Below are 12,862 nucleotides of genomic sequence, written 5' to 3' on the forward strand. Positions count from 1 at the left end.
AAAGACCGAATGACGAACCGCGTATGGGGCTTTGTATCCAACCCCTTCACCATCGGCATCTACCTTGCGCTGGCCACCCTTTGCGCTTTCTTCGGCAGCGCGGCGACCGGGATCCCGGCATACGTGCTTATGGCCGTCGGGTTTCTGCTGGTGATCTTTGTCGATCCGCCGAAAAGGCTGGGCAAGCTGCGGGCACAGCGCCGCCGCTCGGGTGGCGACCGCAACGCCTATCGGCGTTAGTCACGCCCATCGGCGAAAGCGCCTGGCGACAATCGCAGCGCCAGGCGCCCTTCCCGGAACAATACGCGACGTCAGCAGTTTCCCGACGAAGTAAGCAGATTCACATGAACGGACGCATGACGTCCACGGTGCACGGAAGCCATCATACGCAGATGGCGATGAAAGCGCGTGGGCACGATGAAGACCAAGCATTATGTGCTGCAGATCTTTCGAGCCACCTTCACCGACAGGCTGGTGCTGATCATTATTGTGCTGATGATTGCCTCGGTGTTCGCCGTCCTGCCAATCAAATCCTGCTCCAATCCGGGGGCATCGGGCGGTACAGGGATATCAGCGACCTCATCGATGACGGGCTAAAGCGTGTCGCGCAAAAGTGCGCAGCGGTTTTGCGATAACGACACGAAATGCGAAATATCAAAAACTTAAAGCGCAGGAGCGAATCTGAAAGATCGCGACGCGCTTTAGCATCTTGTCCGAACGAAGCGGCGGCATCGGCCCCAAACGCAAACGGGGCAGCCAAGGCCGCCCCGTCTCAAGCTGCTCTGTCGTCGAGACTTAGATCACTTCATTGTTTCATCGAAACTGAAGCGATCTAAGTCTTTGAAATCACGCAGTTCCGGACGGAAAACCGCTTTGCACTTTTCCTGGAATTGCTCTAGCCGTTGAGGCCGCTGCCCCACGGGCCGTGATGGCTGTCGGCACCGTCGACGCGGTCGAATCCGTGGGCGCCGAAGAAGTCGCGCTGCGCCTGGATGACGTTGGCCGTGCCGCGGCCACGGCGGTAGCTGTCGAAGTAGCCGAGTGCCGAGGCAAGCGCCGGTACCGGCAGACCACCGAGAACGGCAGCCGAGACGACGCGGCGCAGGGCGGCGTCGGTTTCCTTGACCATGGCGGCAAAGGCCGGGGTGACGATCAGGTTGGCGGCATCCGGCGCCTTGGTAAACGCGGTGGTGATCTCGTCGAGGAACTGCGAGCGGATGATGCAGCCGGCACGCCAGATCTTGGCAATGGTCGGCATCGGCAGGTTCCAGTTGAACTCCTTTGATGCCGCCGACATCACGGCGAAGCCTTGCGCATAGGCGCCGATCTTGGCGGCCAGCAGCGCGCTTTCGAGATCCCTGATGAAGGCTGCCCTGTCGGCTACCTTGAACTCGCCGACCTCAGGCAGCCCGAGGATCTTTTCGGCCGCTTCGCGTTCGTCCTTCATCGAGGAGATGCTGCGCGCCGCAACCGCCGCCTCAATGCCGGTTGCCGGCACGCCCATGTTCTGCGCTTCGATCACCGACCACTTGCCGGTGCCCTTCTGGCCGGCCTTGTCGAGGATCAAATCGACGATCGGCTTGCCGGTCAAAGGATCGGCCGCCTTCAGCACCTTCTCGGTGATCTCGATCAGGTAGGAGTTGAGGCGACCCTTGTTCCAGGTGCCGAAGACCTCGCCGATTTCGGTCGCCGACATCTTCAGGCCGTCGCGCAGGATGCCGTAGATTTCGGCGATCATCTGCATGTCGGCATATTCGATGCCGTTGTGGATGGTCTTGACGAAATGGCCGGCGCCGTTTTCGCCGAGCCAGGCAACGCAAGGGTCGTTGTCATACTTGGCAGCGATCGAGGTCAAAACGCTCTCGACGCGCTTCCAGGACTCCTCCTTGCCGCCGACCATGATCGACGGGCCGTGGCGCGCGCCCTCCTCACCGCCGGAAACCCCCATGCCGATGAAGGTCAGGCCACTGTCCTTCAGCGCCTCGAAGCGGCGCATCGTGTCGCGGAAGTTGGCGTTGCCGGCGTCGATCATGATGTCGCCCTTGGAAAGGTAGGGCTCGAGGATCTTCATCTGCTGATCGACCGGCTCGCCGGCCTTGATCATGATGATGATCGGGCGCGGCGGACGGATGGCGGCGACGAACGCTTCAATGGTGTCGCAGGGCACGATCTGGCCCTTGAGTTCACCGGCTTCCGCGTAGAACTTGTGCGTCGCCTCGACGGTGCGGTTGAACACCGCGATCTTGTTGCCCTTTTCAGCGATGTTGAGCGCCAGGTTCGAGCCCATGACGCCAAGACCGATTAGGCCGATTTCCGCCTGTGACACGTGATTGCCTCCATTGGACAGAAGTGCCGGGCGCGATCGGGATAAGCGCGTCGGTGCCGGCCCTTCGAATTGAACTTCGCCCTCTCGCGGCGGGCTCTGTCGAAGGCCCTGGCGCGAGAAGCGACGGCGGAGGATGTTTTGGCATTCAAATCGATTAACGACAAGCGATTACTGACAAAATCACTTCTTTTCGGGCTTGCCGTCGCCATCGTCGAGCACCCGCCAGGACGCGCCTTCGAGGTCTTCGTACTGGCCGCTCTTCAGCGCCCAGAGGAAGGCGGCGAGACCGATGCCGCCGAGAAACAACGCGATGGGAATGAGATAGATCAGCGTGTTCATGAGGCATTCCCGACTGGACGAAGGGCGGCAGGCGCTTGGCCGTCGCGCGCCTCCTCGGCAACATTGCCGGTGGCAGCACGCAGACGCAAGGCATTGGCAACGACGATCACCGATGAAGTCGACATGGCAACGGCTGCGATCAGCGGGGTGGCGTAGCCGAGGATCGCGATCGGAACGGCAATCACGTTGTAACCGATCGCCAGCGCAAAGTTCTGGCGGATCAGCCGCCCAGCCCGGCGCGAGGTGTCGATCGCCATCGGCACGGCATTCAGCCCCTGGTGCAGGAAGACGAAATCCGCGGCCTGGCGCCCGACATCGGCCGCCGTTGCCGGGGCCATCGAGACATGGGCTGCGCGCAGCGCCGGCGCGTCGTTGATGCCGTCGCCGACCATCAGCACGCGGTGCCCACCTTCGGCCGCAAGCGCACATTCGTCCACCTTGCCACGCGGCGTCAGCTCGGCCTTGAAGCTGTCGATGCCGACCCGGCGGGCAAGGGCCGCCGCGACAGGCTCGCGGTCACCGGAGAGAATGCCAGTCGACAGGCCCAGGCGACCGAGCTCCTCAATGCTTTCGCGGGCGAACGGCCTGAGCCGATCCTCGAAGCGGAAGCAGCCAAGTTCGCGGCCGTCGAGCGACAGGATCGCCTCGGATTGGCCGCTCGCCTCGCCGGCGTCGCCACAGGCAAAGGCGCGGCTGCCGAGCCGGTAGATGCCCACTTCCGTGCGGGCCTCGATCCCGGCACCGGGAATCTCGCGGATCTCGCCGCTGACGACGGGCGCAACCGTCGCCGCATCGTGAATGGCCATCGCCAGCGGATGACGCGAATGGACGGCAAGCCCCGCCGCCGTCGCCAGCACGGAGGGCTGAATGTCCCCGCCATTGACGAGCCGTGGCTCCCCCACCGTCAGCGTGCCGGTCTTGTCGAGCAGCACCGTATCGATCTCGGCCAGCCGCTCCATGGACGAGCCGTCCTTGACCATGACGCCATTCTGGAACAGCCGTCCGGCGGCAATCACCTGCACGACCGGCACCGCCAGCCCGAGCGCGCAGGGGCAGGTGATGATCAATACCGCGACCGCAACCAGCATCGCATGGTGGAAGTCGCCATTGACGAACATCCAGCCGATGAAGCTCAAAAGCGCCAGGAGGTGCACCGCGGGCGAGTAATATTGCGCCGCCCGGTCGGCGATACGGCGATAGCGTGCCCTGCCCCCTTCGGCGGCCTCCATCAGGCCCATGATCTCGGCAAGCAGCGAGTCGCGCGCCGCAGCGGTCGCCTCGATCGTCACCGGTCCGGTGAGGTTCAGCGTGCCCGCCTCGACGCTGTCGCCTGCCTTGACCGGCACCGGCGCGCTCTCGCCATTGACGATCGAGCGATCGAGGTCACTGGCGCCGATGAGAATGCGACCATCGACCGGGATGCGTTCGCCGGCTGATATCGCCAGCTTTTCGCCCGGCTTGATCTCGTCGACCGGACGATATTCGCGCCCGCCGTCTGCATCGAGCACCATCGCGCCGCGCGGCGACAGCCTGGCCAAGCTGCTGATCGCAGAACGCGCACGCCCGCGCATCATATGATCGAGCGTGCGCCCGATCAGCAGGAAGAAGAGAAGCATCACCGTGCCGTCGAACCAGGCATGGGTGCCGTGGGTAATCGTCTCGTAGAGCGAGATCGAGAAGGAGAGCGTGATCGCAAGCGCGATCGGCACGTCCATGTTGGTGCGGCCGTGCTTCAGCGCATTCCACGCAGACGCGTAGAAGAAGCGCCCGGAATAGATCAGCGTCGGCGCGGCAATAAGCGCCGAGATCCAGTGAAAGAGATCGCGCGTGGCCGCCTCCGCGCCCGACCAGACGGAGACGGAGAGCAGCATGATATTGGCCGAGGCAAAGCCCGCAACGGCGACAGCGCGCACCAGCTGCTTCAGCGTCTGGTCGCCGTCTTCCTCGCCCGGCGCGAAGAGATGGGTCTCGTAGCCGCGCGCGCGGATGGTGCGCGCCATTTCCCGCGGATCGGTGCGGGCGTCATCGACCTCTTCCTTCCAGACGATCGCCACCCGCCGCGACGAAAGGTTGACGCGCGCCCGCTCAACCTCGGGCCGCGCTTTCAAGGCGCCCTCAAGTGTCGCGATGCAGGCGCCGCAATGCACGCCGGGTACGCTGAGGTCCGTCTGGCGCAACCCGCCGCCGAGCGACCGGCTCGTCAGCCAGAGCTCTTCCGATGTGGGCAGTCCCTGCCCGGCCCTGTCGATCTCCAGAGCCATTTCGGTTCCAGGAGCGCAGCAGCTCATTGCGCTGCTCCCGGCGCCATGAAGCGGATGGCCTGGCGATAGACGACCGTGTCGCCCTTGGTCGCGGTGATATCGGCGATCCACTGGCCGCGCTTCAGCGTCGCGGCGGCAACGAACACGCCCTCGCCCTGATGCGCCATCTCGACCGTCACATCCTCATGCTCCTCGACCGGGCGCTTCAGGACCGCGACCACCTTGTCCGCGGTCAGTTCCGGCTTGCCCTGTCGCGTTAGCGTGTAGCGCAGCGCTTCCTGTTCGACACTGAGCTTGCCTTCGAGCCCGCTGGCGGCGAAGGCCTTCGCCTCCTTCACCTTGCCGTTGAACTGCTGGCTGGCGACATAAGTGTTCTGCACCACCAGCCCGCTCCAGCTATGGCTGGCATTCCAGGCCATGATCAGATTGACGGTGATGATCGTGCCGAAGAACAGCACCATGACGCCCAGCATATGCCAGCCGGTGAAGGGCCGCGGTGCCTTTGCCTGTTTGGTGATCATTTCGCCGCTCCAGGGCTGTTGAAGTTGGCCTTGTAGACGTCGCGCTCGTGGCTCGACGGATCCTCGACGATCAGGCTGAAACCGTCAGCCGCTTCGCCAAGCTTGTCCTTCGGCAGCGTCACGAACACTTTCACGGCGGTGACCTTGTCCGGATCGACGCCGATCGCAAAGGTGCGGCCGTCGCCCGCCGCCTGGCCGGCGATGCGCATCGTCGCCGAAGACATACCGTCGATCGCGAGCGTGATGGTGCGTTGTTCGGGGATCATGTTCAAGAGCTTGACCATGTAGCCGTTGCGCACCGAACCGTCGGATTCGACGACGAATTGCGGGTTGCGGTCGTGCAGCACGTTGATCTCCAGCCGGTCGCGCGACAAGAGCGCATAGAGCAGCCCGATGCCGACGAGCGTCCAGACGCCGAGATAGACGAGCACCCGCGGACGGAAGACGATCTTCCAGTTGAAATGGCGGACCTTGTCGGAGAAGGCGCCATCCGCGTTGCGAACCCGGCTCGGGTCGATCGCCGTCGTGCCGCCATTGGTGGCAAGCGCCATGTTGGAGGCATAGTCGTTCAGCGTCGCATAGGAGATCAGTCCGCGCTCGCGGCCGACTTTGTCCATGACGCCGTTGCAGGCGTCGATGCAGAGCGCGCAGGTGATGCATTCGAGCTGCTGGCCGTCACGGATGTCGATGCCCATCGGACAGACGACGACGCAGGCGTTGCAATCGACGCAATCGCCGATGGCCTCCCCGGCTGCCACCGCCTTCTTCTGGTGGCGCGAGCGCGGCTCGCCGCGCCAGTCGTTATAGGTGACGACCAGCGAATTCTCATCGAGCATCGCCGCCTGAATGCGCGGCCAAGGGCACATATAGGTGCAGACCTGCTCGCGCATCAGCCCGCCGAAGACATAGGTGGTGGCGGTCAGGATGCCGACGGTCATGTAGGCGACGGTTGGCGCTTCCAGCGAAACGAAGCTTTTCAGAAGCGTCGGCGCATCGGCGAAATAGAAGATCCAGGCGCCGCCGGTGGCAATACCGATCAGGATCCAGATCGAGTGCTTCGACACGCGCTTGACGATCTTGGCGCCCGTCCAGGGGCCGGTGTCGAGTTTCATGCGGGCGTTGCGGTCGCCTTCGATGTAGCGCTCCACCACCAGGAAGAGATCGACCCACACCGTCTGCGGACAGGTATAGCCGCACCAGGCGCGCCCGACGGCAGACGTCACCAGGAACAGGCCGAAGCCTGCCATGACCAGCAGGCCGGCCACGAAGAAGAATTCCTGCGGCCAGATTTCGATGAAGAAGAAATAGAAGCGACGGGCGGCGAGATCGACCAGCACCGCCTGATCTGGCGCATGTTCGCCGCGATCCCAGCGGATCCACGGCGTCAGATAGTAGATGCCGAGCGTCACCAGCATCACCAGCCACTTGAAGCGGCGGAAGCTGCCCTCGGCGCGTTTCGGGAAGATCTTCTTGCGCTTTTCGTAGAGCGGCTTGCGCACATGCGCCGCATTGACCGGTTCGGCCTCGTGGCGTTCGACGGATGCGGCGTTGGCGGCGGATTGAGAATTCATAAGTGGGACATCCCGGATATCGCGTATTGAGCCATGTCTTGCCCGATTTGACCGCCGAAAACGTTGATCTGTGTCAAGTTTGCGGCCTAAGGCCGCGCCATGCGGCGAAACGTCCGAGCCATCGGAACCACAGCGGTCGGCAACGACCTTTGGTGCGGAAGGACGCCAAGGGCCTTGCGCTCGAGCCCATCTGCACCACAACGCCACGCGCCTTATGAGACGCGCAAAGGTCGCCGTAGTACTTTGAATTGCTGCATGTTTCCCTATATCGGCTATGCTGAAGGCAAGGCAGGACAGTCGCGAAGGAGAAAGCATGCACGGCTCCCTCGAGCCCCTGACGCTGGCCAAACAGCGCGGCACCTATCGCGAGCGTGCCGCGCCTCACGCTCTCGCCGGGCATGTCGAATGCCTGTGGAGCCACCAGATGCCGGAGGGACCGCCCGCGCCGATCGCGGCCGTCCCCGACGGCTGCGTCGACATCCTCTGGTCCAATCGCGGTCTCGTCGTTGCCGGCCCTGATCGGACCGCTGCCTTTCCCGTGATCGCGCCGGGCGCCAAGGTCATCGGCCTGCGCTTCCGCCCGGGCGTCGCCGCGTCGTTTCTGCGCGCATCGCTTTCGGAAATCACCGGTCAGATCGTCCCGCTCGATGCCTTCTGGGGCAAAGCCGCGCGCGAACTTGATGCCAAGCTTCAGGACGCGCCGGATGCCATCCGCGCCGATATCATGGCGGCAGCAGTGCTAGAGCGCTCACCGGCCGTCTCCCCGCCGCCCGGCGATGTCGCAGCCGCCCTCGCCCATCTCACGCTACGGCATGATTCGTCCGACAACCCCATCCGCGCATTGGCCGCCGCCACCGGCACCAGCGAGCGGACGCTCCGCCGCCGCTGCCACGAACATTTCGGCTATGGCGCCAAGACCCTCGACCGCATCCTGCGTCTGCAACGATTCCTCAAGGCCTGCCGCAGCGAGCCATCCGTAAGCCTCGGCATCCTCGCCCTTGATGCCGGCTATGCCGACCAGGCGCATCTTTCGCGTGAGGCCAAGGAACTAACGTCGCTTTCACCGTCGGAAATCCGCCGCCAGCTTGGTGGCCATCGGCAGGCTGCCTGACTGGCCGTTTCGTTCAAGACCGGTGAGGCCGCCCGTGCTAGTCCTCGCTCAGGAGAACCGAGCATGGCGACACTTGAAGCAAAAATCATCCACACCACCATCGCCCGCAACTGGCGCGAGGTCTATGCCTTCATGGCAAAGCCCGAGAACATGCCGCGCTGGGCGTCCGGCCTATCGTCGGGACTGACACGCGACGGCGAGGTCTGGCTGGCGCCGGGACCGCTCGGCCAAGCCCGCGTGCGCTTTGCTCCCGCCAATGACTTTGGCGTCGTCGACCATCTGGTGACGCTCGCAGATGGCACCGAGGTCCACAACGCGCTGCGCGTCGTGCCGAACGGTAACGGGTCCGAGGTAATGTTCACGCTGCTGCGTCAGCCGGGCATGAGCGCGGAACAATTTGCCGGCGACGCCGGTTGGGTGGCAAAGGATCTCGCCACTTTGAAATCAATCATGGAATCCGGAAAAGACAGGTAGGAAAATGGGCAACAAGGGCAACGACAGCCGCATCGACTATGTCGAGTTCAACGTCTCGGACATCGCTGCCGCCAAGGCCTTCTACGGCAGCGCCTTTGGCTGGACCTTCACCGACTACGGCCCGGAATATTGCGAATTCCAGGACGGCCGGCTGACCGGCGGTTTCACCACCACGGGTCCCGTCGGCAGCGGCGGACCGCTGATCATTCTCTATGCGGACAATCTCGAGGACATGCTGGCCCGCGTCGAAAAGGCCGGCGGCAAGATCGTCAAGCCGATCTTCACCTTCCCCGGCGGCCGCCGCTTCCATTTCGCCGACCCTGACGGATACGAGCTGGCGGTTTGGTCGGCGCAGTAAGGGCAGTCGACGCCCCAGACCAGCACGGGAACGAGGGCTGCCCCTTCGGCAGGCTGAGCGACCGCAGCCATCTCCACCCTCATCTCTGTGCTTGTCACAGAGATCCAGCAGCCGTGCGTCGGCACGGCGGGAGGAGCAGAGCCGGGACGCCTGATTTGCAGACTGCAAGGGGTCTCCCGCGCCGCCGACGCGGCGCTGCTGGATTCCTGTGACGAGCACAGGAATGAAGGAGGTGATTAAGGCGCCATCCATATCCTGTGGACACCCATCCCCACTTTACGACTTTAGGATCGCCCCTCACTGTCCTGCCGGACATCTCTCCCCACACGCGGGGAGAGAAACGCTTGGCTCGCTCTCTGTCGCCAAGCCTCAACGCTCGAGATTGGCGATGCTGGCGCCGCGTTTCCCTTCTCCCCGCCTGCGGGGAGAAGGTCGCGGCAACGGGATGAGGGGCCGCCGCCCGTTAAAGCGCCAGCGGACTACTCGCCACCGCCCAGCGAATGCACGAACACGGCGAGCTGCTTGACCGTGGTGTCGCCGAGGCGCGGCAGCCAGGCGGGCATGACGCCGTGCTTGGGTGCCTTCATCTGGGCGACGATCGCCTGCTCGCCCTCGCCGTTGAGCCACAGTGCGTCGGCGAGATCAGGCGCGCCGAACTCGCGGTTGCCCTTGGCATCGGCACCATGACAGGAGGCGCAATTGGCTTCGAACAGTGCCTTGCCCGGCTCGACCATCGAGACGTCCGACGGCGTGCCGGTAAGGCTGACGACGTAGGCCGCCGTCTGCTTGATCTCTTCCGGCTGCAGGATTTCGGCAAAGGACGGCATTTCCGAAACGCGGGTCTCGCCATCGCCAGTGTAGCGAATGCCGTGAGCGATCGTCTGGTAGATCTCCCCGGGCTTGCCGCCCCAGAGCCAGTCGTCGTCGTTGAGGTTCGGGAAGCCGGCGGAACCCGCAGCACCCGAGCCATGGCACTGGGCGCAGTTGACCTTGAAGGCCGATGCGCCGCCGGAAACGGCGAACTGCTGCAGCTGCGGATCGGCAATGATCTGCTCGATCGAGCTCGAGGCGATCTTTTCGAGATTGCCGGCCTGGGCCGCCTTGGCGCTGGCGAGTTCGGCGCTCACCTCGGCGCGGCTCGAATAGCCGAGCACACCCTTGGTCGCGTCCGTCAGAAGCGGCACCGCCGGATAGACGATCATGTAGCCGACCGCCCAGACGATGGTCGCGTAGAAGGTATAGACCCACCAGCGCGGCATCGGGTTGTTCAGTTCGCGGATACCGTCCCACTCGTGGCCGGTGGTCTCGACGCCGCTGATTTCGTCGACGTGTTTGTCCGCCATACTATTAATCCTCCTTCAGGGGGATGGCTGCGGCATCATCGGCGGCCTTCTTGGCGCCGGGCCGGAAGATGAAGCCGACGACGCCCAGGAAGAAGAGCGTCATGGCAAGGAGCGCCCAGCTATCGGCGAACTGGCGCATGGCCGTGTAGGTTTCCATGTGCGTGTCTCCCTTAGCGATAACCGGTGGTGTCGTCGTAGGTGGAGAAGTCGACCAGCGTGCCAAGCATCTGCAGATAGGCGACGAGCGCGTCCATCTCCGTCAGCCGCTGCTGGTTGCCGTCGAAGTCGCCGAGCTTGGCCTTCGGATAGCGCGCCCCGACGCCGGAGGTGTCGGCATTCGGATCAGACTGCGCCTTGATGTCGGCGAGCGCGTTGTCGATCATCTCGTCCGTATAGGGAACACCGACCGCCTTGTTCGCCTTCAGGTTCGCGGCGATGTTGTTCACGTCGAGCGTCGTCTCCTTGAGGAAGGCGTAGCTCGGCATGACCGATTCCGGCACGACCGAGCGCGGCTCGGTCATGTGCTGCACGTGCCATTCGTTGGAATAGCGGTCGCCGACGCGGGCGAGGTCCGGTCCGGTGCGCTTGGAGCCCCACTGGAACGGATGGTCGTACATGGATTCCGCCGCCAGAGAGTAATGACCGTAGCGCTCCACTTCGTCGCGGAACGGCCGGATCATCTGGCTGTGACAGACGTAGCAGCCTTCACGCACATAGATGTCGCGACCGGCGAGCTCCAGCGGCGAATAGGGCCTCATCCCCTCCACCTTCTCGATGGTGTTTTCGAGATAGAAGAGCGGCGCGATTTCCACGATGCCGCCGATGGAGACGACGAGCAGCGAGCCGACGAGCAAGAGGGTGGCGTTGCGTTCAAGGGTCGCGTGTTTGTCGAGAATGGACATGGTCTATGCCCTCCTATTCCGCAGCTTTCAGCGCGGGCTGAGCAGCACCGAAGATCGGAGCTTCGTCACGCACGCGGCCGAGGATGGTCATTGTTACGTTGAAGGCCATGAGCAGAGCCCCGGCGAGGAACAGTGCGCCGCCAAGAGCACGCAGCACGTAGTAGGGAACCATGGCCGCGACCGATTCCGCGAAGGAATAGACGAGGAAGCCCTGGTCGTCGTACTCGCGCCACATCAGGCCCTGCTGGATGCCGGCGACCCACATGACCGCCGCGTAGACGACGATGCCGAGCGTGGCGAGCCAGAAGTGCCAGTTGACCATGCGCACGCTATAGAGCCGCTCGCGGTTCCATAGCTTGGGCGTCAGATAGTAGATCGCGCCGAAGGTGATGAGGCCGTTCCAGCCGAGCGCACCCGAATGCACGTGGCCGATCGTCCAGTCGGTGTAGTGGCTGAGCGAGTTGACCGTCTTGATCGACATCATCGGACCTTCGAAGGTCGCCATGCCGTAGAAGGCAACCGCCATCACCATCATGCGGATGATCGGGTCGGTACGGATCTTGTCCCAGGCGCCCGAAAGCGTCATCAGGCCGTTGATCATGCCGCCCCAGGAGGGCATCCACAGCATGACCGAGAAGACCATGCCGAGCGTCTGCGCCCAGTCGGGCAGCGCCGTATAGTGCAGGTGGTGCGGACCCGCCCAGATGTACATGAAGATCAGCGACCAGAAATGGATGATCGACAGGCGGTAGGAATAGACCGGGCGATTGGCCTGCTTGGGGATGAAGTAATACATCATGCCGAGGAAGCCGGCCGTCAGGAAGAAGCCGACGGCGTTATGCCCGTACCACCACTGCGTCAGCGCATCCTGCACGCCGGCAAAGGCCGAGTAGCTCTTCGAGCCGAGGAAGGAGACCGGCACCGCCAGGTTGTTGACGATGTGCAGCATCGCGATCGTGACGATGAAGGCGAGGTAGAACCAGTTGGCCACATAGATATGCGGCTCCTTGCGCGTCAGAAGCGTGCCGAGGAAGGCGATGAGATAGGCGACCCAGACGATCGTCAGCCACAGGTCGACATACCATTCCGGCTCCGCATATTCCTTCGACTGGGTGATGCCGAGCAGGTAGCCGGTGGCCGCCATGATGATGAAGAGCTGGTAGCCCCAGAACACGAACCAGCCGAGATTGCCGCCGAAAAGGCGCGCGCGGCTGGTACGCTGGACGATGTAGAAGGACGTCGCGATCAGCGCGTTGCCGCCGAAGGCGAAAATGACAGCCGAAGTGTGCAGCGGCCGCATGCGGCCGAAGTTGAACCAGGGCTCGATGTTGAGGTCGGGAAAGGCAAGCTGGAGCGCAACCACGACGCCCACGAGAAAGCCGACGACGCCCCAGAAGACGGTGGCGATCACGCCATACTTGACCACCTCGTCGAAATATTCCGACTGCGGCGGTGGTGGTGGCGCCCTGCCGGCGGAAACCGGGCTGAACTCGATGCGTCGCATCAGCATGACAGTGCCGGCGAGGAGCACGAAGAACAGCACCCACATATGGGCTTCAAAGTGCCGGTCCTGCGCAAACCCGGCGCCGACGAGCGCCAGGAAAGCACCGACCCCGAGCAGGATCATCTCGAATGTGTATTTCATGGTTGGGTCCC

At 63.6% G+C, this 12,862-nt stretch carries 14 protein-coding genes; 5 read left to right on the plus strand and 9 right to left on the minus strand.

The genetic code is table 11. The features are described from left to right. Positions 1–9 precede the first annotated feature (9 nt). The gene (locus ACN9MO_RS08835) at positions 10–240 is read left to right on the plus strand and encodes a hypothetical protein (protein ID WP_058328736.1); all 231 of its coding nucleotides are present in this window, start codon (positions 10–12) and stop codon (positions 238–240) included. 168 nt (positions 241–408) lie between these two features. Beyond that, complete coding sequence (locus tag ACN9MO_RS08840; protein ID WP_058328737.1) at positions 409–597, plus strand: hypothetical protein; 189 nt, start codon at positions 409–411, stop codon at positions 595–597. A gap of 298 nt (positions 598–895) precedes the next feature. On the opposite strand, the gene gndA is transcribed toward ACN9MO_RS08840, so the two are convergent. The 5 genes from gndA to ccoG form a co-directional block, all read right to left on the minus strand. Next, the gene (gene gndA, locus ACN9MO_RS08845) at positions 896–2,326 is read right to left on the minus strand and encodes an NADP-dependent phosphogluconate dehydrogenase (protein ID WP_425987106.1); all 1,431 of its coding nucleotides are present in this window, start codon (positions 2,324–2,326) and stop codon (positions 896–898) included. A gap of 180 nt (positions 2,327–2,506) precedes the next feature. Next, positions 2,507–2,665 (minus strand): cbb3-type cytochrome oxidase assembly protein CcoS, encoded by a 159-nt coding sequence (ccoS, locus tag ACN9MO_RS08850; RefSeq protein ID WP_034788403.1) that lies wholly within the window; start codon positions 2,663–2,665, stop codon positions 2,507–2,509. Next, positions 2,662–4,953 carry a cation-translocating P-type ATPase gene (locus ACN9MO_RS08855; protein ID WP_113133082.1) on the minus strand — a complete coding sequence of 764 codons (2,292 nt, stop codon included), beginning with the start codon at positions 4,951–4,953 and terminating at the stop codon, positions 2,662–2,664. The genes ccoS and ACN9MO_RS08855 overlap by 4 nt, the downstream gene beginning before the upstream one ends. Then, positions 4,950–5,447: a FixH family protein gene (locus ACN9MO_RS08860; protein WP_058326996.1), complete on the minus strand. Its 498-nt coding sequence runs from the start codon at positions 5,445–5,447 to the stop codon at positions 4,950–4,952. The genes ACN9MO_RS08855 and ACN9MO_RS08860 overlap by 4 nt, the downstream gene beginning before the upstream one ends. Beyond that, entirely contained in the window at positions 5,444–7,018 is a 1,575-nt protein-coding gene (ccoG, locus tag ACN9MO_RS08865) for a cytochrome c oxidase accessory protein CcoG (RefSeq protein WP_057254234.1), read from the minus strand. Before ccoG ends, ACN9MO_RS08860 begins: the two co-directional genes overlap by 4 nt. A 313-nt stretch (positions 7,019–7,331) precedes the next feature. Between ccoG and ACN9MO_RS08870 the strand changes: the two genes are divergently transcribed. The 3 genes from ACN9MO_RS08870 (at position 7,332) to ACN9MO_RS08880 (ending at position 8,961) form a co-directional block, all read left to right on the plus strand. Next, entirely contained in the window at positions 7,332–8,129 is a 798-nt protein-coding gene (locus ACN9MO_RS08870; RefSeq protein WP_162733655.1) for a helix-turn-helix domain-containing protein, read from the plus strand. A 63-nt stretch (positions 8,130–8,192) separates the two neighbouring features. Next, a complete protein-coding gene (locus ACN9MO_RS08875; RefSeq protein ID WP_113133084.1) occupies positions 8,193–8,603 on the plus strand; it encodes an SRPBCC family protein in 411 nt (136 codons plus the stop codon). 4 nt (positions 8,604–8,607) lie between these two features. Further along, a complete protein-coding gene (locus tag ACN9MO_RS08880) occupies positions 8,608–8,961 on the plus strand; it encodes a VOC family protein (RefSeq protein WP_057254230.1) in 354 nt (117 codons plus the stop codon). Positions 8,962–9,440: 479 nt separating this feature from the next. On the opposite strand, the gene ccoP is transcribed toward ACN9MO_RS08880, so the two are convergent. Genes ccoP through ccoN form a run of 4 tightly spaced genes read right to left on the minus strand, consistent with a single transcriptional unit; the run spans position 9,441 to position 12,851 of the window. Beyond that, the gene (gene ccoP, locus ACN9MO_RS08885; protein ID WP_113133085.1) at positions 9,441–10,304 is read right to left on the minus strand and encodes a cytochrome-c oxidase, cbb3-type subunit III; all 864 of its coding nucleotides are present in this window, start codon (positions 10,302–10,304) and stop codon (positions 9,441–9,443) included. Between the two features lie 4 nt (positions 10,305–10,308). Continuing rightward, positions 10,309–10,461 carry a CcoQ/FixQ family Cbb3-type cytochrome c oxidase assembly chaperone gene (locus ACN9MO_RS08890; protein ID WP_057254226.1) on the minus strand — a complete coding sequence of 51 codons (153 nt, stop codon included), beginning with the start codon at positions 10,459–10,461 and terminating at the stop codon, positions 10,309–10,311. A gap of 13 nt (positions 10,462–10,474) precedes the next feature. After that, a complete protein-coding gene (ccoO, locus tag ACN9MO_RS08895; protein WP_113133086.1) occupies positions 10,475–11,206 on the minus strand; it encodes a cytochrome-c oxidase, cbb3-type subunit II in 732 nt (243 codons plus the stop codon). A 13-nt stretch (positions 11,207–11,219) separates the two neighbouring features. Continuing rightward, positions 11,220–12,851, minus strand: a complete 1,632-nt coding sequence (ccoN, locus tag ACN9MO_RS08900) for a cytochrome-c oxidase, cbb3-type subunit I (RefSeq protein ID WP_058323180.1) — start codon at positions 12,849–12,851, stop codon at positions 11,220–11,222. Positions 12,852–12,862 lie beyond the last annotated feature (11 nt).

The organism is Ensifer sp. R-19 (genome assembly GCF_049905105.1).
Lineage (GTDB): Bacteria > Pseudomonadota > Alphaproteobacteria > Rhizobiales > Rhizobiaceae > Ensifer.